The 19,640-nt window shown below is 72.0% G+C and carries 17 protein-coding genes and 1 pseudogene; 8 read left to right on the top strand and 10 right to left on the bottom strand.

All coding sequences use genetic code 11. The features are described from left to right. Nucleotides 1–986 precede the first annotated feature (986 nt). On the bottom strand, nucleotides 987–1,427 hold the full coding sequence (locus tag HH310_RS30655) for a GNAT family N-acetyltransferase (RefSeq protein WP_169179180.1): 441 nt from the start codon (nucleotides 1,425–1,427) through the stop codon (nucleotides 987–989). A gap of 48 nt (nucleotides 1,428–1,475) precedes the next feature. Here HH310_RS30655 and HH310_RS30650 point away from each other — a divergent pair, with 48 nt between their 5' ends. The 5 genes from HH310_RS30650 to HH310_RS30630 all read left to right on the top strand — a co-directional run bounded on the left by HH310_RS30650 (nucleotide 1,476) and on the right by HH310_RS30630 (nucleotide 5,495). After that, nucleotides 1,476–2,012: a hypothetical protein gene (locus tag HH310_RS30650; protein WP_169179179.1), complete on the top strand. Its 537-nt coding sequence runs from the start codon at nucleotides 1,476–1,478 to the stop codon at nucleotides 2,010–2,012. Between the two features lie 23 nt (nucleotides 2,013–2,035). Then, nucleotides 2,036–2,464, top strand: a complete 429-nt coding sequence (locus HH310_RS30645; protein WP_169179178.1) for an SRPBCC domain-containing protein — start codon at nucleotides 2,036–2,038, stop codon at nucleotides 2,462–2,464. Beyond that, the gene (locus tag HH310_RS30640; RefSeq protein ID WP_169179177.1) at nucleotides 2,461–3,501 is read left to right on the top strand and encodes a helix-turn-helix domain-containing protein; all 1,041 of its coding nucleotides are present in this window, start codon (nucleotides 2,461–2,463) and stop codon (nucleotides 3,499–3,501) included. The genes HH310_RS30645 and HH310_RS30640 overlap by 4 nt, the downstream gene beginning before the upstream one ends. A gap of 61 nt (nucleotides 3,502–3,562) precedes the next feature. Beyond that, the gene (locus HH310_RS30635; RefSeq protein ID WP_312034418.1) at nucleotides 3,563–4,540 is read left to right on the top strand and encodes an SDR family oxidoreductase; all 978 of its coding nucleotides are present in this window, start codon (nucleotides 3,563–3,565) and stop codon (nucleotides 4,538–4,540) included. A gap of 118 nt (nucleotides 4,541–4,658) precedes the next feature. Further along, complete coding sequence (locus HH310_RS30630) at nucleotides 4,659–5,495, top strand: hemerythrin domain-containing protein (protein ID WP_169179176.1); 837 nt, start codon at nucleotides 4,659–4,661, stop codon at nucleotides 5,493–5,495. 1,004 nt (nucleotides 5,496–6,499) lie between these two features. On the opposite strand, the gene HH310_RS30625 is transcribed toward HH310_RS30630, so the two are convergent. The 6 genes from HH310_RS30625 to HH310_RS30600 form a co-directional block, all read right to left on the bottom strand. Further along, complete coding sequence (locus tag HH310_RS30625) at nucleotides 6,500–7,213, bottom strand: SDR family oxidoreductase (RefSeq protein WP_169179175.1); 714 nt, start codon at nucleotides 7,211–7,213, stop codon at nucleotides 6,500–6,502. Between the two features lie 21 nt (nucleotides 7,214–7,234). Continuing rightward, nucleotides 7,235–8,620 (bottom strand): M20/M25/M40 family metallo-hydrolase, encoded by a 1,386-nt coding sequence (locus HH310_RS30620; RefSeq protein WP_169179174.1) that lies wholly within the window; start codon nucleotides 8,618–8,620, stop codon nucleotides 7,235–7,237. Next, nucleotides 8,617–9,126, bottom strand: coding sequence for a sigma-70 family RNA polymerase sigma factor (locus HH310_RS30615; protein WP_169179173.1), 510 nt, complete (start codon nucleotides 9,124–9,126; stop codon nucleotides 8,617–8,619). Before HH310_RS30615 ends, HH310_RS30620 begins: the two co-directional genes overlap by 4 nt. Nucleotides 9,127–9,149: 23 nt before the next feature. After that, nucleotides 9,150–9,863, bottom strand: a complete 714-nt coding sequence (locus HH310_RS30610; RefSeq protein ID WP_169179172.1) for an SDR family oxidoreductase — start codon at nucleotides 9,861–9,863, stop codon at nucleotides 9,150–9,152. 96 nt (nucleotides 9,864–9,959) lie between these two features. After that, nucleotides 9,960–12,698: an AAA family ATPase gene (locus tag HH310_RS30605; RefSeq protein WP_169179171.1), complete on the bottom strand. Its 2,739-nt coding sequence runs from the start codon at nucleotides 12,696–12,698 to the stop codon at nucleotides 9,960–9,962. A 236-nt stretch (nucleotides 12,699–12,934) separates the two neighbouring features. After that, on the bottom strand, nucleotides 12,935–13,237 hold the full coding sequence (locus HH310_RS30600) for a hypothetical protein (RefSeq protein ID WP_169179170.1): 303 nt from the start codon (nucleotides 13,235–13,237) through the stop codon (nucleotides 12,935–12,937). A gap of 272 nt (nucleotides 13,238–13,509) precedes the next feature. On the opposite strand from HH310_RS30600, the pseudogene HH310_RS45900 reads away from it, so the two are divergent. Together HH310_RS45900 and HH310_RS45895 are read left to right on the top strand one after the other, a co-directional pair. Beyond that, nucleotides 13,510–13,863, top strand: a pseudogene (locus HH310_RS45900) (ATP-binding protein); the annotation flags it as partial. A 513-nt stretch (nucleotides 13,864–14,376) separates the two neighbouring features. Further along, complete coding sequence (locus HH310_RS45895) at nucleotides 14,377–15,858, top strand: LuxR C-terminal-related transcriptional regulator (protein ID WP_396027555.1); 1,482 nt, start codon at nucleotides 14,377–14,379, stop codon at nucleotides 15,856–15,858. Here HH310_RS45895 and HH310_RS30590 read toward each other — a convergent pair. The 3 genes from HH310_RS30590 to HH310_RS30580 all read right to left on the bottom strand — a co-directional run bounded on the left by HH310_RS30590 (nucleotide 15,834) and on the right by HH310_RS30580 (nucleotide 17,824). Beyond that, nucleotides 15,834–16,139 (bottom strand): DUF6510 family protein, encoded by a 306-nt coding sequence (locus HH310_RS30590; RefSeq protein WP_169179168.1) that lies wholly within the window; start codon nucleotides 16,137–16,139, stop codon nucleotides 15,834–15,836. The genes HH310_RS45895 and HH310_RS30590 overlap by 25 nt on opposite strands. Next, on the bottom strand, nucleotides 16,136–16,861 hold the full coding sequence (locus tag HH310_RS30585; protein ID WP_169179167.1) for a ferredoxin reductase: 726 nt from the start codon (nucleotides 16,859–16,861) through the stop codon (nucleotides 16,136–16,138). The genes HH310_RS30590 and HH310_RS30585 overlap by 4 nt, the downstream gene beginning before the upstream one ends. A 66-nt stretch (nucleotides 16,862–16,927) precedes the next feature. Beyond that, a complete protein-coding gene (locus HH310_RS30580) occupies nucleotides 16,928–17,824 on the bottom strand; it encodes a LysR family transcriptional regulator (RefSeq protein ID WP_169179166.1) in 897 nt (298 codons plus the stop codon). 154 nt (nucleotides 17,825–17,978) lie between these two features. On the opposite strand from HH310_RS30580, the gene HH310_RS30575 reads away from it, so the two are divergent. After that, nucleotides 17,979–19,568, top strand: a complete 1,590-nt coding sequence (locus HH310_RS30575; RefSeq protein WP_169179165.1) for a thiamine pyrophosphate-binding protein — start codon at nucleotides 17,979–17,981, stop codon at nucleotides 19,566–19,568. The last annotated feature ends 72 nt before the right edge of the window (nucleotides 19,569–19,640 follow it).

The raw sequence follows: 19,640 nt of genomic DNA, 5'->3' as shown, positions 1-19,640 counted from the left end.
GTGGCGCGGTGGCGCGGTGGCGCGGTGGCGCGGTGGCGCGGTGGCGCGGTGGCGCGGTGGCGCCGGAGCTGAGCCGCTGTAGCGATCCGTTCTCGGCCGGGCGGTCCCGCTATGTGGACACCGCGGTCACATGATGGATTTTTTGTGAACCTTGGAGAGTTGCGCCCACATACGAGCCATAACTCTCCAAGGTTCACATTCGGCCGGAAAAATCTGCCGGGCAAAAGCCTCGTTACCAGCCAAACATACTCTCCACAATGGACGCCGGTCCCACATTGCGGACGGTGGGTCCACGATGCGGGCGCGGGTCTCAGCAAGCGGTCACTCGTCTCACGGAATGGAAGCGCCACGCGGCCGCGCGCCGAGCGCGCCCGTCCAGCAGCCAGTCGATCCAGTAAATCTCAGTAAATGTCGGATATACGAGCAGAGTGGCCTGGGGGCTGGCGCACGGACGGCGATCCGACCGCTGACTCACCTGCTGCCACCGACTCGACTTAGGACTACTCGTCTAGGTCGGCGGCAAACGCCGTGCCGGAAGAATGGGGCCCAGCTCTCCGGTTCGCGGCCGATCTCGGTGAAGCCGTCTCGCGCGAACGCCTCGTCCCTCCGATCCGCGAACGAACGTTCGTTTAGAACGCCTGCCCGACAGACCGCTCCCACCGATCCGCGAACGAACGTTCGTTTAGAACGGCCGCCCGACGGACCAGCCACTCTGAGCCACGAACGAACGTTCGTTTTAGAACGCCCACCCGACAGACCACCCCCTCTGAGCCACGAACGAACGTTCGTTTTAGAACGGCCGCCCGACAGGCCGCCCCTCTGAACCACAAACGAACGTTCGTTTTAGAACGGCCGCCCGACGGACCACCCCCTCTGAACCGCGAACGAGCGTTCGTTTTAGAACGCCTGCCCGACAGACCATCCCCGCCGATCCGCGAACGAACGTTCGTTTCGGGCGGGCAGCGCCGTGGCGGCGGCTGCGCGGGTCAGAGCAGGTCGTCCATCACGGTCACGTCGGTCTGGGCGTGGAAGCCGTTCTTGGCGTACAGCTCGATGGCCCGCACGTTGGCCGTCTCGGTCTGCAGCGAGACCCGGTGCGCGCCGGCCTGGCGGGCGTCGTCGATCACGCGGTCGAGCAGGGCGCGGCCGATTCCCTGGCGGCGCACGTCCGGGCGGACGAAGAAGTCGCGGATCAGCCACACGGTCCGCAGCGTGAGCGCGGCCGGCACCACGGAGACCGAGCAGATGCCCTGCACCTCGCCCGCCACGTAGATGAGGCAGCGGGCGTGCCGCACCTGGGCCAGCATCCACTCCTCGACCGCGTCCGCCGCAGGGTTCGCCCCATAATGCTGGCGGTACTGGTCGAGCAGGGCCGCCGCCTCGGACAGCAGCGGTTGCGTCGCGTCGGTCAACCGCATCACCTGCATGCCTCAATAATCACCGGTATATCCGGATAAAGCAGGCATAATGCTTTCGTGGCGCACATCGACCAGGTGCTCGGACCGGACGACGACACGGTCACGTTCTTCCAGCCGCGGGCCATGGTCTTCGTGACGATGCTGTGGGTCGTCACGGCGGTGTGGGCGCTCGCGCTGGCCCTGTTCGCAGCCGTACGCCTCGCGCTCGGTATCCCGTCCGGGGCCGGCGACCTGATCCGCTACCTGGAGGTGGCGCTGATCGTCCCGATGGTGTTCACCGCGCTCATCCTGCTGGTCGCGTGGCGGCGGCTGGGCTGGCTGCACAGCTCGATGCGGGGTCTGGACTTCGCCGCGACGGGCCGCCGGGCGGTGCACGTGCCCTGGGCCGGGGTCGGCGAGGTGCGGCTGCGCGGGTGGGGCCCGTTCACCGAACTGGTCGTGACCCCGGTGGACGACCAGTTCGCGGTGGTCGGCGACTCCGGGCGCTCGCCACGGATGCGCGGACGGGCGTACCTGGTCGATGTGGGTTTGATGTCGCCCGGCCCGCGGGTGCTGCTAGCCGAACTGCACCGCCGGCTGCCGAGCAAGGTTTGATCGCGGCCGATAGCTTGGCACGCATGACCGAACTCGTCCTGTCCCGCGTCTTCGACGCCCCCCGCCCGATGGTCTTCCGCGCGTTCGTCGACCCCGAGCAGCTGGCGGCCTGGTTCGGCCCGGTCGGCTGGCACGTGCCCCGCGAATCCGTCGAGATCGAGCCAAAGCCCGGTGGCGTGCAGCGCTTCACCATGGTCAACGACGACGACCCGAGCATGACCAGCCCGGTCAACGCCACGTTCGTCGAGGTCGTGGAGAACGAGCTGATCATCGGCGAGGAGCCCTTCGGCGACCTCGTCATGCGCGTCCGCATCGAGTTCCACGACGAGGAGGGCGGGCGCACGCTGCTGAAAATCACCCAGGGCCCGTACTCGACGGAGATGGAGTCGAACGCGCGCGAGGGCTGGAACTCCAGCTTCACGAAGCTCGACGCGGTCCTCGCCGGATCGTGACCGTCGCGCAGGTGCACTCGGTGCCGCTGACGGCGCCCGAGTCGCCCTGCGTGACGACCGGCGGGCGCGCCCATCCCCGGCTGCGCCCGCTCGTGCTCGGATACGGCGGCTTCCGGTCGGGGTCGGGGCGCGCGCTCGCCCACCGGTTGCTGCCGGTCCCGTTCGTGACGCTGATCCTCGACCGGGATGTTGTGCTGGTGACGGGGGCCCGAGGTGTCGCCGCGGTGGATGGGCTCACGACATGGGGGTGCGGGGTCACGGTGGGCCTGACGCCGTACGGGGTGGCGGCGCTGCTCGGGGTGCCGATGGGTGCGCTGGCCGGGTTGAGCCTGCTGCTCGGGGACGTGGTCGGCCGGCGCGCGGCCGAGCTCGGCGAGCGGCTGGCCGGAGTGGGTGGCGTGGGCGATCGCGGTGGGCAGGCTGACGGCGTGCGCGAGGCTGCCGGCTCCAGCGAACGACCAACCGGCCTGAGCGATGCCGTTGATCGCGGCCGGCTGCCAACCGGCGAACTCGGTCGGCTGCCGACCGGCGATCTTGGCGGGTGGCCGACCGGTCTACGCGACGCCGACCCCGGCGAACAAGCAACAGTGCTGCCCGACGCTGGGAATCTCGGGGAGCGGGCGACCGGCGTACGTGGGCAATTCGCTCTCTTGGATGATCTCCTGCCGGGGCTGGCCGCGCGGCCGGCTCCCCCGCCGGATCCGGTTGTCGCGGCGGCGTGGGAGCTCTTGCAGCGGCCTTCGCCAGTGCGTGTCGGGGCCGTCGCGAGCGCGCTCGGGGTCAGCCGCCGCCGGCTTGAACGGTCCTTCGTGCGGCAGGTCGGTCTCACCCCGGCCGCGGTCTCGCGGATCGCGCGGTTCCAGCGGGCGGTCGGCGCGCTGAGTCGGGGCACCACGCTGGCCGATGCCGCCGCCGTCGGAGGGTATGCCGATCAACCGCATCTCACTCGGGACATGCGGGCCCTCACCGGGATCACGCCGGGTGCGTTGTGCCGGGCCGCATTCGTGCCCGAGCCGGCCGCATTCGTGTCAGACTGAGTGACAATCGATCGGAGCCGCGCGGCATTCGATATTGGTCGCGCTTCAATCCGTCCGAGCCGTGCCGCAATCGATTCGGACCGCGCCGCAATCAATTCGGACCACGCCACCATCGACTTTAGCTGTGCCGCAATCGATTCGGGTCTCGCAGCAATCAATCCGAGAGCGCCGCAATCAATCCGAGCTGCGTCCCAATCGATCCGAGGCGCGCAGCGATCAATCGAGTGCGCCGCTATCAATCCGGGCTGCGGCCTGGTCGATTCGAGGTGCGCCGCAATCGTTCAAGACACGCCGGTGCGCGGCGCCTAGCGTCGGGGGCATGACACTTCGCGGGAAGACGGCATTGGTGACCGGGGGTTCGCGTGGCATTGGCCGGGCCATCGTGGAACGGCTGGCTGCGGACGGCGCGCGGGTTGTCTTCACGTATCACACCGGCAAGGACGCGGCCGCCGAAATCATGTCCTGCGTGCCGGGGACCGTCGCCGTTCAGGCCGACCAGGCCGACCTGGAAACCCTCGACGCTATGTTCGAGCCGCTCGACGACGGCCTCGACATTTTGGTGAACAATGCCGCGGTCAGCTCCCAAATCCCGATCGCCGACATCACCGAGGCGGAATTCGACCGGGTGCTGACCATCAACACGAAGTTCCCGCTGATGGTGATTCGGAGGGCGGCACCGCTGTTACGTTCCGGCGGGCGGATCATCAACGTGTCGACATTGAATACCGTCGTGCCGGGTCCCGGGCTCGCCTTGTATTGCGCTAGCAAAGCGGCTCTGGAACAGGTGACGGCGGTCGCCGCCCGGGAGCTGGGTCCGCGCGGCATCACCGTCAATTCGGTCTCCCCCGGCGCCACCGACACGCCGATGTTCCGTGCGGCGAACCCGCCTGCCGTCGCCGCGCAGATGGCCGCGATCACCGCGCTGCAGCGGGTGGGCACGCCGGACGATGTGGCGTCGGTGGTCGCCTTCCTGGCCGGCCCGGACAGCGGCTGGCTCACCGGCGGCAACCTCCGCGCGACCGGCGGCCTGATCGTTTGAACCCCGCCCGGCCGGCTTGATGCTGATCACGAATGGGCGCTTTCGCGAACCAGGGCCCGCGTTCTGCGTCTGGAGTTTGGTGACAGCGGTCGGCGTCGAGGGGGACAAATTGCCTGCGATGACCAACGAAATGGTCATGGTGCACACGGGTCTCCGGCGGGAGTTCGGCTTCATGCCCGACCTGGCCCGCGGCGTCTTCGAGGGCGGCCGGCACCGGGCGGGGGTGGTAGCCGGCCATATCGAGCTGATGCTGTCCTTGCTGCAGAATCACCTCGACGGCGAGGACGTGGCACTCTGGCCCCGGCTCCTGGAACGCTGCCCCGCGGAGATCCTCCCGCTCGTGCACGCCATGGAGGACCATCACGCCCGCATCGCGACGCTGGCCGGCGAGCTGACCAAGCACACCACGGCGTGGCGCACCGACGCGAGCGTCAGTCATCGCGAGGCCGTGCTGCACACGCTGTCCGCACTGTTGCCGATCCTGTGGGAGCACCTGGGGCTCGAGGAACGCTACGTGCTCCCGCTCATCGAGAAGCACATCACGCCCACCGAATGGTCCGGCATGCTCGCCGACGCCGCCACGCGCTTCCCTCCGTCCACGCTGCCGCTGATCTACGGAGTGCTCTTGTACGAGGGCGCCCCGTCCGCCGTCGAGGCCTACTTCGCGGGCATCCCGCCGGAGATCCGCGCAGCCATCACCGAGAAGGCCCCACACGAGTACGGCGACTACGCGAAGCGCGTCTACGGCACGCGCACGCCACCGCGCAGCGCGCCGACGTCACCAGTGCGGGCTCCGCACCCCCGGCGGTCACCCTCACACTCCACGCAACCACCAGCCCAGTCCGCGCAATCAGCAGCCCAGTCCGCACAACCACCCGCTCAGTCGGCACAATCAGCAGCGCACTCCGCGCAATCAGCAGCGCACTCCGCGCAATCAGCAGCCCAGTCCGCGTAACCACCCGCCCGGCCCGCGCAACCGCTAGCACGGTCCGCTCAACCATCCGCCCGGCCCGCGCAACCGCCAGCACGGCCCGCGCAACCACCCGCCCGGCCCGCGCAACCGCCAGCACGGCCCGCGCAACCACCCGCCCGGCCCGCGCAACCACCAGCGCGGGCCGCGCAACTATCAGCGCAGCCGGCGCAAGAGCGAGCTCAGTCCGCGCAACCACCGACGCAGTCCGGGCGGTCGGAGCCAATCCAGTGGCGATAGCGTCGCCCGGTCCTGCCACCTGGATCCGCAGCACGGCGGACGACGGTCGGCGGCCTTCGTTGGTGACCGCCACCCGCCCTGATTCCACAATCTGGGACGCGATCCCGTTGTTCGGGAGGGGCGACCACATCGCGGTCACCCGCACCGCGATGTGGGATTCCAGTCCAATGTATACGCTGAATTGCCGATGGATGAGGCTTTTGTCCATCGAGTTTCACCGTCCAATGCGGATCTTGGAGACTTGTGGTCTATATATGGGCGCAACTCTCCAAGGTCTCGAAGGAATCCACGATGCGAGCGCTAATGTCCACATAGCAGGATGATGGTGGGATGCCGACGCGTTGGCGCCAGCTCCGCTCGCATCCTGCCCAGGCGTTTCGTCCACGGCCGCGCCGACCAGCTGCGGCAGGAACGAGTGCAGCGTCAGGATGCGGGCTGGTGGCCATGGCCGCCGAGCGCGCCCCGACGACCAGCGCAACAGGCCACAGCCGATCGGCCCGAAACATCACGGCCGCGACGGCAGCGGGCGGTAGGCGGCGGGCGGCCAGACGGCAGGTCGCGGGCGGCCAGACGGCAGGTCGCGGGCGGCCAGACGGCAGGCGCGATGGCCGCCAGGAGCGGACGCGACATGCGCCGCCCGCAACCACACGACGGCAACGGCGGTCAACCACCACGAGCAGCCGGCGGGGCCGCCCCGCCAGTCGCCCGCGGGCTGATGGCGAGGCCCCCCACCAAGCAGGGCACCCCGTTCAGACCAGGTGCTCCCCACCGTCGACCGCCAGCGTCGCCCCCGTCGTGAACGTGCTGGTCAGCGCGAAAATCACCGCCGCCGCGGCGTCGTCGGGGGTGCCCACGCGGCGGGCCGGGTTGTGCTCGGCGCGCATCCGGTACAAGGCGGCCTTCTTCTCCTCCCCCAACGCGTCATACGCGCCGCTGTCGATCGTCCCGGGTGAGACGGCGTTGACGCGGATCGGGGCGATGTCCACCGCCAGCGCGCGCGTCACCGCGTCCACGCCGCCGTTCGTGGCCGAGACCGCGATCATCCCGGGCGACGGCTTACGGGCGGTCGCGCCGGAGAAGAACACGAAGCTGCCGTCCTGGGGCATCCGCGGGGCGAAGTGCTTGGCCAGCAGGATCGGGCCGAGCACTTTGGTGGACAGCGACAGCAGCACGGCGCTGGGCTGCATGTCGGCCAGGGTGGAGCGGGCCCGGGCGGACGCGGTCGACACCACGTGGTCGACCGTGCCGAGGCGTTCGGCCAGGGCGGCCACGCTGGCCTCGTCGGTGACGTCGACGGACGCGGTGTCCACGGCGCCGTCGTACGCCGAGTCCAGCGCGGCCTGGTCGCGGGAGGCCACGATGACCTTGCCGCCGGCTTCGCGCACGGCCGTGACGACGGCGTGCGCGATGCCGCTGCCGCGGCCGATGACCAGCACGGAGCGGTCGGTGAGTGCGGTTTTCATAATTACTTCCCCCTCAGAACCTCAGCGATGACGCCGCGCGTGGGCGTCGAGAACACCTGCCACCGCCACGGTCAGGCGGCGGGCGAACGAAACGCTCAGCCACTCGTCCGGAGCGTGCACATGGGAGTCGGCACGAACGGCCCCGGTCACCACGAACTGGGCTTCGGGATACCGATTGCCGAGCATTTCCATGAACGGGATGCCGCCGCCGAGCCCGATCGACTGCGCCGGCACCCCGTCGAAGGCCACCTCCAGCGCCGCCGCGAGCCAGGGCGCCAGCGGCGGCGCGTTCCAGCCGTTGATCAGCATCAGGTCGGTGACCGACACGGACGCGTCGTACGGGACATCGGACGTCAGCCGCGAGACGAGCGCATGTGCGGCGTCGGCGGCCAGGACGGTCGGTGGCAACCGCAGGCTGAGCCGCAACGACGTCGAGTCCCGCACGATCGGCACCGCGCTGCCGGCCGCTGGCAGCCCGGCCGCCCCGGTGATCGTCAGCGCCGGCCGCCACGTGTTGTTGAGGATCAGCTCGACGGCCTCCGAAGAGACCGCCCGCGTCGTCTCGTACAGCGGATACGCGGGCGGCCGCCGGTTGGGCAGCGCGGCCAGCGCACGAGCCTCGGCGACGCGATAGTCCGGGATCGGCGCGTGGAACGCCGGCAGATCGCCGGTGGCGGCGTCCTCCACCCGGTCCAGCAGCGCGCGCATGATCCGGAACGAGTCCGGCACGATCCCGCTCGCCAGCCCCGAGTGCACCGGCGTGTCGAGCACCCGCACGGTGACCGTGGCCTGCACGATTCCGCGCAGGCTGGTGGTCAGCCACGGCCGGTCGTGGTCCTCGCCGCCGGAGTCGAGGCAGACGACCAGCGAGATCTCCCCGAGCCGCGGGCCGAGCAGGTCCAGGTACGCGGGCAGGTCCACGCTCGCCGACTCCTCGGCGGTCTCCAGCAGCATCACCACCCGGCCCGGCGTCCCGCCCACCGCACGCAGCGCGACCAGAGCGCCGACCGCCACGTACGCCGAGTAGCTGTCGTCGACCGTGCCGCGGCCGTAGAGGCGGTCGCCGTCGAACGTCGGCTGCCACGGGTCGTGCGCCCATTCGCCGGTGGGCGGCTGCCGGTCGAGATGCCCGTACAGCAGCGTGGTGTCCGGGCCGTCGCCGGCCTCGACGAACAGCACCGGCGGCCGGCCCTCGATCTCGAGGATCTCGCAGCGCACGCCGGGCAGGTCACGCGCCTCGACCCAGTCCTTGACGTGCCGCACGGCCGCGTGCAGATGCCCGTTCTGGTGCCATGCCGGGTCGTACGCCGGGGACACCGCCGGGATGCGGATCAGTTGGGTGAGGCTGGGCAGGGCGTGTTCGGCCCATTCCCGGCTCACCTCGGCCCGAAGCTTCGACAGGTTCATTTCGCGAACACCGCGGTCCGCAGCGACTTCATCGCGTAGAAGGCCCGGGATTTCGCCGTTCCCTCCGGCACCGACAACCGGTGTGCCGCATCCGTCGGGCTGCGGCTGTTCAGATAGATCTCGTCGAGCGCCTTGCGCCGGTCCGGCGGCAGATTGCGGTACGCCTCGAGCATCGACTCCCGCGCGATGACGACCTCCATCGGGTCCGCCGGAGCGGAATGGTTCAGGATGTCGTACTCGCCGCCGGACTCCTGGGGCCGGCGGCTGCGCTTGCGTGCCTCGTCGACCGACACGTTGCGGGCGATGGTGAACAGCCAGGCCTGGATGTGTTCCTCGGTGTGCGGGGTGGCGTCGATGTGCAGCCAGACCCGCAGCATCGTCTCCTGCAGCAGGTCCTCGACGATGTGCGGCCGGTCGTTGTTGATGCGCCGCAGGAAGCGCAGCAGCGGCCCGGATCGCTCGTCGATGATCCGCTGCAGTTTCGCCACGTCGTCGTTGCTGGGCAATGCGTACTCCTCGTCAACGGAGCTCAGGTGAGCGGTTCGCCACCGTCGACGCGCAGCGTCACGCCGGTGAGGAACGGATTGGTCATCGCGAACAGGACCGCGCCGGCGATGTCGCCGACCGTGCCGATCCGCCGCGCGGGGTTCTGGGTACGCAGGTGCTCGAAGTAGGCGGCCTTGCCTTCTTCGCCGAGGCTGTCCCAGATGCCGGTGTCCACCACTCCCGGGGAGATGGCGTTGACCCGGACCGGCGCGAGTTCCAGCGCCAGGGAACGGGTGAGGAAATCGGCGGCGCCGTTGGTCAGCGCCACGCCTAAGTACCCGACCGCGGGCTTGAACGCGGCCACCCCGGAGAACAGCGTGAACGACCCCCGCGGACTGATCGCCGGCCCGAGGATGGCCGCGAGCATGAGCGGGCCGACCACCTTGGTGTTGAGCGAGTGCAGGACGTCGTCGCGTTTGAGGTCCGGCAGTTTGCCCCGGGCCCGCGCGGAGGCCGTGCTGACGAGATGGTCGATCGTGCCGACCCGCGCACCGAAACGGGCGATCGACGCGTCGTCGGTGACGTCGAGCTCCTCGGCACGCACGGTGTCGCCGAGGACGTCGCGGATGGCGCCGGGATCGCGGCCGGCGGCGATGACTTTCGCCCCGCCCGCACCGGCTCCGGCCATGACGGCGGCGGCGATGCCGGTGGGCCGGCCGATGACCACCACCGTGGTGCCGTCAAGTGAGAGTGCCATGGGGCATCGTCGCCACCCCTCAAGAGATTGGAAAACCGCCGTACCGGGAGAAAGCGTTGCCCGCCGACGCGGGCTTCGCCTCCGCATCACCCCCGGTCAACCCCGGGACAGACCCCCGGGGTGGGGTGCGAGATTGCGCAGCTGCCGCCGCGAGGTCATGCCGAGCTTGCTGAATATCTTGCTCAGGTGCCATTCGACGGTGCGCGGGCTGATGAACAGACGCGCGGCGATCTCCACGTTCGACAGCCCCTCGCGGGTCAGCCGCACGATTTGCGTCTCCTGGGCGGTGAGCTGGTGCCCGGCCGGCTCGTCGGGGCGTTTGCGGGCCACGCCGCCGAGCTTGGCGGCGGCGAGCGCGGTGAAGGCCTCCATGCCCATCGCCGCGAACAGGTCGTGCGCGGTGCGGAACTGCTCACGGGCCTCGTCGCGCCGGTCCCTGTCCCACAGCGACTCGCCGAGGTAGAGATGTGCCCGGGCCAGGAGACTGCGCACACGCGTACGGGAAAGCCTGTCGATCGCCTCTCGGTAGTCCGGCTCGCTGTCGCCGAGCAGGGCGCGGCCGAGGGCTTCGACGCCGAGCGCCCAGTCGGTGCCGCACGCCCGCGTCATCTCGATCAGCCGGTCCAGGGCCGCGGTGCCGTCGGTGGCGTCGCTGTGCGCGGCGGCCACGATGAGCTCGACGAGCGGCGCCCAGGTGAGGACGCCCAGTTCGGGACCGGGCCGGGTGGCCCGCCGCGCCGCGTGCAGCGCCTCGTCGTAGCGGCCGAGCCCGTTGCACAGCACCGATTTGGCCCACGCCGAGTGCACCAGCCCGAGCCCCTCGCCGCGGCGCCAGGCGTCCGCGGCGTTCAGTGCGGTCAATTCCGTCGTTGTTTTCTCCCGGCCCTGCCAGGCCGCCAGCATTTGCGCCGTGTACGCCGGTGGGTGCACCCCGGTGCCGTCGGCGATCTCCTGCAGCTCGGCCACGAGCGTGCCCGCCTCGGCCAGGTCACCGGCGAAGACGCGCAGCACGATCAGCTGGGTCAGGGCGAGCGGCAGCGCCGACACGGTTCCGGTGCGGCGGGCCAGCCGGACGTAACCGTTGGCGAGCGTGTCGGCGCCGGCGTCGTCGAACAGGTCGATCGCGGCCGAGCAGGCGAACCAGTACCAGCGCAACGCCTCGCCCGGGGCCAGCGCCAGCTCGCGGAAGGCCTGCACGGCCGTCTGCAGCTTCGGCGCGCCGGCCACGAACCCGGCCGTGTAGCGCACCGCGAGCCCGTCGAGCAGCAGGTCGGACGGCTTGGCCGGGCCGGGCGGCACCGGGGCGGCGGCCACCGCGTCGGCCACGTCGCGCAGGGTGGCGCTGTTGCCCGGGTCGGCGGCGTACCAGGCGGCGCGCATCGCCTCCAGATACGTCGTACGCGCCAGGGCCGGGTCCAGGGGTGCCAGCCGGTCGGCCGCCTTCACCAGCAACGCCGCCGAGTCGCGGCCGCGGCTGAGCGCGAACGTGAGGTGCGCGCGCAGCAGGTCCGCGTGGGCGTGCGCGAGGTCGTCGAGCGGGGTGGCGTCGGCCATCGCCACCAGCCGCAACGCGGCGTGCGGCAGGCCCGCCTCGTGTTTGGCCCGGGCCGCCTCCAGCAGCCGCTCGCCGCGCGGTTTCGCCTCCGGGGTGAGCTCGGCGGCCCGTTCCAGGAAGGCGGCGGCCGCGGCCGGTCCGCCGCGCGCGCGGGCCCGTTGCGCACCGTGCTCGAGCTCGGCGGCGATGTCCTCGTCGGGGGCCGGCGCCGCCCGGGCCCGCTGCCAGGCGCGCCGGTCCGGATCGGTGGCCGGGTCGATCACCTCGGCGAGCACGGCGTGCGCCCGGCGCTGCTCGGCCGCGGTCGCCGAGCGGTAGACGGCCGAGCGCAGCAGCGGGTGCCGGAACCGGACGGTCGAGCCGAACTCCACCAGCCCGGCGGCCTTGAGCGCGGCGGCGACCTCGGCGTCCGGGTCGAGGCCGAGCCGGTCGACGGCGCGCCACACCAGCACCGGATCGCCGGTCGGTTCGGCCGCGGCGACCAGCAGGACCTGCCGCGCCTGCGGCGCGAGCCCGGCGATCTGCCGCCGGTAGCTTTCCTCGATGCGCCGGGGCAGCGCCTCGGCGTCGTAGAGCCCGAAGCCGCCGGCCAGTTCGGCCGGGGTGAAGCCCCGGGGCAGCTCGACCAGGGCGAGGGGGTTGCCGTGGCTTTCCGCGATCAGGCGGTCGAGGACGCGGTCGTCGACCGGGCCGAGACGCGAGGACGCCAGCAACGCGCGGGCGCTCTCCTCGGGCAGCCCGCTCACCACGATCTCGGGCAGGCCGGCCAGCGCGTCGATCGGTTCGCCGCGGACCGCGAAGACCATCGCCACCGACTCGGCGCGCAACCGGCGGGCGGCGAACCCGAGCACCTGCGCCGACGCCCGGTCCAGCCAGTGCGCGTCGTCGACCAGGCACACCACCGGCTGATCGCGGGCCAGCTGCGCGAACAGGCCGAGAACCGCCAGGCCCACCAGGAACCGGTCGGGTGGATCGCCGGCGCTGAGCCCGAACGCGGTGCGCAACGCGTCGCGCTGCGGGCCGGGCAGGTGGTGCAGCCGGTCGAGCATCGGCACGCACACCTGGTGCAGGGCCGCGAACGGGAGTTCCTGCTCGGCCTCCACGCCCGCGGTGCGCACGATGTGCCCGCCGGCCGCGGCCTGGCCGCCCACGTAGTCGAGCAGCATGCTCTTGCCGATGCCGGCCTCGCCGCGCAGCACCAGCGCACCGCTGCGCCCGGTCTGGACCTCGGTCAGCAGATGATCGAGGGCAGCCCGCTCGGCGCGCCGGTCTATCACCATGTCGCCCGCATCCGCATGCCCTTAAATCGCGCGAAACAACGGTCCGAATTCACTTCGGGAAATGCCGGCGTCCTTTTTTCCGATCGCACAATCCATCGCACAATCCGGAGCCTAGGACGGCCCGGTCCGCACCGCCGCGCGGCATCCATGAAAGTTTCCGCGCGCAGCGATAAATCGTACTAATAGCCGCTGGCCGCCGCGCCCGCCGGCGACCCGGCCGGCGGGCGTGCTCCCGGTCACGTCGCGGAACGGTGGATCTGGCGGACCGTAAAGCCCAGCGCACCGAGCACGCGGACGGCACCCGCCTTGCCACCCTCGAAGTCACCCGAGGCCAGCCGCTGCCCGGTGGCGAGTTCGTAGGCGACGCCGAGAACCGCCTTCGGCGGATAGGTTCGTTCATTTACCAGAAGCTCGTATGTCGTGGTCGGCGCGAATCCGTGTTCCGCGAAGAATTGGTCCGGTCCGAGACGGTCGTATTCCGCGATGGCGTTCATGACGTTCTCGCGGGCGACCTTGGTCCAGTCGGGTGAATGTGGCATCGGTTCCTCCCCGCCGTGTGCCGTCCCCGCCAGCCTGCCGCCGATCCGGGCCCGCTCGCGCCCGCGATGCACCCGGTCCGGGCCCGGGGTTCACGGGGCGTGACCCCGGAGACGCGGGCCACACCCCGAGGCAGGACCGGGGTAACACCGGTGACCGGCTCGGGCGTCGGGAGGGCGCCGGCGGGGCACCGTTCGAGCGTGAGCAATTTTCGCCGTCTTGAGGAACGGGCCCGGCTCGACGACCTGGTGCGGGCGGTGGCCGCGGGCAACGGGGCGCGCTGCGCGTCGTCGGCGAGCCGGGCATGGGCAAGTCGGCGGCCCTGGACTACGCGGTCGAGCAGGCGGCGGGTTTCCGGGTGCTGCGGATCCGGGCCGTGGCCGCCGAGCGCGATCTCCCGTACGCCGGTCTGCATCTGCTCTGGGACGGTCCGGTCCCGGCGTCGCTCAAGGCCGCCTTCGGGCTGGCCGGCACGTCCCGGCCGGGCGTGGACGTGGTCGGGCCCGCCGCCTTCGAGCTGCTCACCGGCCTCGCGCGGACCCGGCCGGTGGCGGTGGTGGTCGACGACGCGCACTGGCTGGACGACGCCACCGCGCAGGTCCTGAACCACGTGGCCGCTCGCGTGACCGGTCACGCGCTGCTGATCCTGCTGGCCGAGGACCCGGCCGCGACCGGCGACGGGCCGATCCCGCGGATATATCTCGGGCCGCTGTGCTCCGAGGAGGTCAGCGGCCTGTTCGCCGGCGCGGTCGCCGGGCCGATCGACGGCCTGGTCGCCGAGCGGGTGCTGGCCGAGTCGCACGGCAACCCCCGGGCGCTGGGCGAGGCCCTGGCGAGCCTGGCCGCGCTGGCCGGCGGGTTCGGCATCCCCGGTCCGCGGCACGACCTGTCGTGCGAGCCGGGGCATGACTGCGTCGAGCGGGCGGCACGGCTGAGCCCGCCGGAGCGGCTGCTGCTGCTCGGAGCGGCGGCCGAGCCGACCGGGGACGTCGCGCTGTTCCGGAAGCTGGCCGCCGACCTGGGCGCCGACCCGGCCGAACCGGTCACGCACGGGCTGCTGGTCGCCGGCGAGCGGGTCACGTTCACCTGCGCGCAGCTGCGGTGCCTCACCTACTACGCGGCGGCCCCCGCCGAGCGCCGGATGATCCACCGCAAGCTCGCCGACCACACCGGCGACGACCGGCCGCGCCGGGTCTGGCATCTGGGGCTGGCCGCGACCGGCGACGACGACGCCCTGGCCGGTGAGCTGGAGGGCACCGCCGAGCTGGCGCAGGCCCGCGGTGGTGCCGCCGCCCGCGCCGCGTTCCTGGCGATGGCGGCGCTGCTGACCAGCGACCCGGCCCGCCGCGCCGACCGGGCGCTGGCCGCGGCCGCCGCCAAGTACGACAGCGGTGACCTGGCCGCCGCGCAGCGGATGCTGGCCCGGGTGGAGGCGGAACCGGACGACGTGGCGCGCTGTGCCCGCCGGTCCTGGTACCGGGCGCGGATCGAGACGGCGGTGCGGCCCGGGGCCGGTTCGGCGCGGGCACTGCTCGACGCGGCGCGGCGGCTGCGCCGGCACGACCCGGTGAGCGCCCGGGAGGCGTACCTGGAGGTGCTGTTCGCGGCGATCCCGGCCGAGACCGGCGGGATTCTCGCCGAGGCCGCCCGCGAGGCGCTGGCCGCCGCCGCCGATCATCGGGCGCACCCGGCCGACCTGCTGCTGCACGGGCTCGCGGTGCGGATCCTGGACGGCTATGCCGCGTCGGTGCGGCCGCTGCGGGCCGCGGTCACGGCGTTCCACCGGCGTGCGGACGACTCGCGGACGGCGCGCTGGCTCGGGGCGGCCGCGCTGATCGCCGCCGACCTGTGGGAGGAGCCGGCGTGGCGCGATCTCACCCGGCGTTCCGACGGCGGGTACCGGATGCCCGGCCCGGGAGCGCACAGCGCCGCCGCGGTCGCCGCGCTGCACAACGCCACCGGGCACTACGAGGAGGCGATCTACACGGTCCGCGACACGCTGCGGCGCGGGCATCCCGGGTTCGTCGGGCGGGGTCTCGCCGAGCTGGTCGAAGCCGCGGTACGGGCCGGGGACGCGGACCTGGCCGCGCAGGCGCAGGCCCGGCTCGCCGAACGCACCGGACCGGCCGGCACCGACTGGGCCGCCGGGGTCCAGGCCGCCACGGCCGCGCTGCTCGCCGACGGCAGCGAGGCGGACGCGTTGTATCGCGAGGCGCTCGACCGGCTCGGCCGCACCGGACAGCAGTGGCAGCTGGCGCGGACCGAACTCGTCTACGGCGAGTGGCTGCGCCGCCGCAACCGCCGCATCGACGCCCGGGTGCACCTGCGGTCCGCGGGCGAGCACTTTACGGCGCTGGGGGCGGGCGCCTTCGCCGAACGCGCCGGCCGCGAGCTGCTCGCGACCGGGGAGGCGGCACGCAAGCGTACGGTCGAAAGCATGCGGCAGCTCACCCCGCAGGAGGTGCGGGTGGCGTCGCTGGCGCGCGACGGCCTGACCAACGCCGAGATCGCCGAGCGGCTGTTCGTCAGCCCGCGCACGGTGGAGTATCACCTGCACAAGGCGTTCGCCAAGCTGGGCGTCAAGTCAAGGGCCAAGCTTCATGCGGTACGCGGTCTCGACTGATCCCCGACCGGCCGCAGCGAGACCGGTTCGCGCAACGGGACGGCGAGGGTGGCGAACCCGGGGGCGTCGACGCAGGCGATGCCGTCGCGCACGCACACCACGAGCATGCTGCCGCCGCAGGCCGGGCACAGCAGCACCGTTCCCGGGCCGCGGAACACGCGGGTGCGGGCCAGCAGCGACCGCCGGCCGCAGTGCGCGCAGGTCGCGCCGACGCCGGTCATCTCCTGGCCGAACAGGTCGTAGAGCAGGCCCGCGACCGCGTTGCCGTCCCAGCCGGTCATCGCCCGCCGCCGAAACGCTCGGCGTGGATGCCGTCCGGGTCGTGCCCGGCCGCGACCAGCAACGCGGCGGCGGTGTCCACAAAGGTGGTCGGCCCGCACACGTACGTCACCGGGTGCTCGGCCGGCGGCCAGCTCACCTCGGCCAGCATCGGCGCGTCGATCCGGCGCCGGTAACCGTTCCAGCGTGCCGGCGCGCGCCGGGTGTAGGTCAGGTTGACGTCCACCTGGTCGGACGTGGCGAACCGCATGATCTCCTCCGGGTACGGCAGGGCGAGCGCGTCGGGTACCGAATACAGCAGCCGCACCGGCACCTCGCTCTCGATCGCGCGATGGTGGCGCAGCATGGACCGCAGCGGCGCGATCCCGGGCCCGGCCGCGATCAGCAGCAGCGGGCCGCCGCTCGTCGCGTCCCAGCGGAAGTCGGCGCCCAGCGGGCCGCGCAGCTCCAGCCGGTCACCCTCGCGCAGGTCGTCGACGAGGTAGCCGGAGACCTCGCCGCCGGCCACCCGGGCAACGGTCAGCTCCAGGTACCGGTCCTCGGGCGCGGACGCGATGGCGTAGCTGCGCTCGGCGCCCGGTAATCGCAGGTCGACGTGCTGCCCCGGGTGGTGCCCCGGCCAGCCGGGAACGATCAGGCCGATGGTGCGCGAGCGCGGCGTCTCCCGCACCAGCCGTACGACCCGGCCGGTGAGCCAGCCCAGTCGCCTCAGAAGCGCTGCCATGGCTCGTCACTCTGGCAGCGCGCGGTCCCGGACGAGTCGGTAAAGACACCGGGCCGTACCCCGGGGCTAGGCGAAGACCGCCCGGCCGTCGTCCGGCAGGCCGCGTTTGGCCAGGTCGTCGACGAACCGGCGGCTGAGCTCGTCGGCCGGCGCCGCGATGGTGGCGATGACGTCGCGCAGGATCTGCGGCCGCAGCGGGCGGACCGTGCCCTCGGTACGGGTGCTCAGCGCCGAGACCGGCACGATGGTCACCCCGATGTCGGCCGCGGCCAGCCCGGCGGCGGTGCGCGGGCTGCGGGTGCGCAGGATCGTGTTGAGCGTGACGTGGTGCTCGGCCATCAGGGTGTCGACCCAGATCGACAGCCCGTTCTCCGGGACGTAGTGGATGAACGGCTCGCCGGCCAGCGCGGCGACGGCGACCGACGGCAGACCGGCGAACGGGTGGGTGCCGCTGGCCACGACCACCATCTCCTCGCGCCCGAGCAGCTCCACGTGGTGCGAGGTCTCGGTGGGCCGCGGGCCGACGATCAGGTCGGCGTGCCCGGCGCTCAGGAACTCGTCCATCCGGTCGGCGCTGGTGAACTCGCTCAGCTCGAAGTCGACCTCGGGATGCCGCAGCCGCCACTCCCGGATGGCGCGGGTCAGCAGCCACGGCGTCATGGTCTCGGCGGTGGCGATGCGCAGCAGCCCGGCCTCGCCCCGGCCGACCTTGCGGCCGATCGTGACCGCCAGCGCGGCGTGGTGCAGGGCGCTGCGGGCCTCCTGCGCGGCGGCCCGCCCGGCCGGGGTGGGCCGCACACCGCGCGGTAAACGTTCGACGACCTGGGTGCCGAGTTCCTTCTCCAGCGACAGGATCTGATGCGAGAGCGCCGGCTGGGAGATGCGCAGCGCGGCGGCCGCCCGCGTCACCGACCCCAGGTCGACGATCGAGACGAGGCACTCGAGGGCGCGCAGGGTGGCCATGTCTACGAATACGCCGCGATCGGGTCCGCGTTCCGCCCGGCCGCGGTGCCCGCCATCACATTCTTTCGCTTTTTCGATGCCCGCCATCGAAGAAATAGACGGTGAGTAACGTCTCGCCGCGGAATTACCGTGGCCGCCGTTCGTGAAACCGGCCATGAAGGTCCACGCGGCACTGGCACGTGCCCTCGCGAACCACGGCACCGACACCATGTTCGGGCTGATCGGTGACGCGAACCTGTTTCTCGCGCACAGCTTCGCCGACGGCGGCGGCCAGTACGTCGGAGCGGTCCACGAGGCCGGCGCGATGTTCATGGCGTTCGGCTACGCCGGGCGGACCGGCAAGCTCGGCGTCGTCACCGTGACGCACGGCCCGGCGCTGACCAACACGCTCACCGGGCTGGTCGAGGCCGTCCGCGGCCGGATCCCGCTGCTGGTGATCGCCGGGGACACCGCCACCACCAGCCGTTCCAGCATCCAGGACATCCCGCAGCGCGACGTGGTGCTGCCCACCGGGGCCGGTTTCGAGCAGGCCCGTACGCCGGAGACCGCGCTCGCCGACCTCGCCCTGGCCATTCGCCGCGCGGTGGTGGAACGCCGGCCGGTCGTGTTCAACGTTCCGGTCGACTTCACCTGGCACGACGTCGACTACTGGGACGTGCCGCTGGACCTGCCGGCGCCGCAGCGGCTCGGGCCGGACCGCGAGGCGTTGCTGCAGGCGGTCCTGGAGATCGCCGCCGCCGACCGGCCGGTGCTGCTGGCCGGCCGCGGCGCGATCGGCGCCCGCTCGTCGGTGCTGCGCCTGGCCGAGCGGATCGGCGCGCCGATGGCCACCACGCTCAAGGCGAAGGACCTGTTCCGCGGCGAGCCGTTCGACATGGAGGTGGCCGGCGCGGTCGCCGGGCCGGCCACCCGCGAGGTGTTCGCCGCGGCGGACCTGATCATCAGCATCGGGACCAGCCTCAACGGCTACGCCACCGAGAACGGCCGGCTGCTGCGCGGCAAGAAGCAGGTGGTGATCGACATCGACGAGGCGCGGGCGACGCTGCGCGGCGACGCCACCGCCGTCACCGACCGGCTGATCGACCTGCTGGACCTGATGAACGTGCCGCGCCGCGAGTTCCGCACCCCGGAGATGGCTCACCGGCTGACCGCGCAGGCGGCACCTGGCGAGCGGCCGCCGACCGCGCCCGGAACCGTCGACGTGGTCACCGCGCTGCGCCGGCTCGACGAGATCCTGCCGCGCCCTCGCACGGTGGTCAGCGACGCCGGACGGTTCATGATGGAGTCTTCCCGGTACGTGCATCCGGGCGACCCACGGGCGTACGTGCTGCCGGTGAATTTCGGGTCGATCGGCATGGGCATGGGCGCGGCCGTCGGCGCCGCGGCGGCCCGGACCGGCGAGCCGGTGATCCTGGTCTGCGGCGACGGCGGGTTCATGCACGCCGGCACCGGCGAGTTCAGCACCGCGGCCCGCTACGGCCTGGACATCATCGTCGTGGTCTGCAACGACGGCGGCTACGGCGCCGAGCACATCCAGTACACCCGTCGCGACCTGGACCCGGCACTGTCCTTGTTCGACTGGCCCGACCTGGCGAAGCTGGCCGGGGCGCTCGGCGGCGACGGCATCACCGTGCGCGGCCCGCTCGACCTGGAGCAGGCCGCGAAGGCCGTCGAGAACCGGACGTCCCCGCTGCTCATCGACCTGCGCCTGGACGTGCACCACATTCAGGCGCTGCCGCATTGACCGTGTCCGCCGTCACGATCGCGAACCCGGCCCCCGCCACGGCGTAGACCAGGTGGCCCGCCAGCAGCTAAC

Origin of the sequence: Actinoplanes sp. TBRC 11911 (assembly GCF_012933445.1) — a bacterium.
Lineage (GTDB): Bacteria > Actinomycetota > Actinomycetes > Mycobacteriales > Micromonosporaceae > Actinoplanes.
The sequence above is the reverse complement of the archived record's forward strand: the minus strand, read 5'-3'. Positions and strand labels throughout refer to the sequence as shown.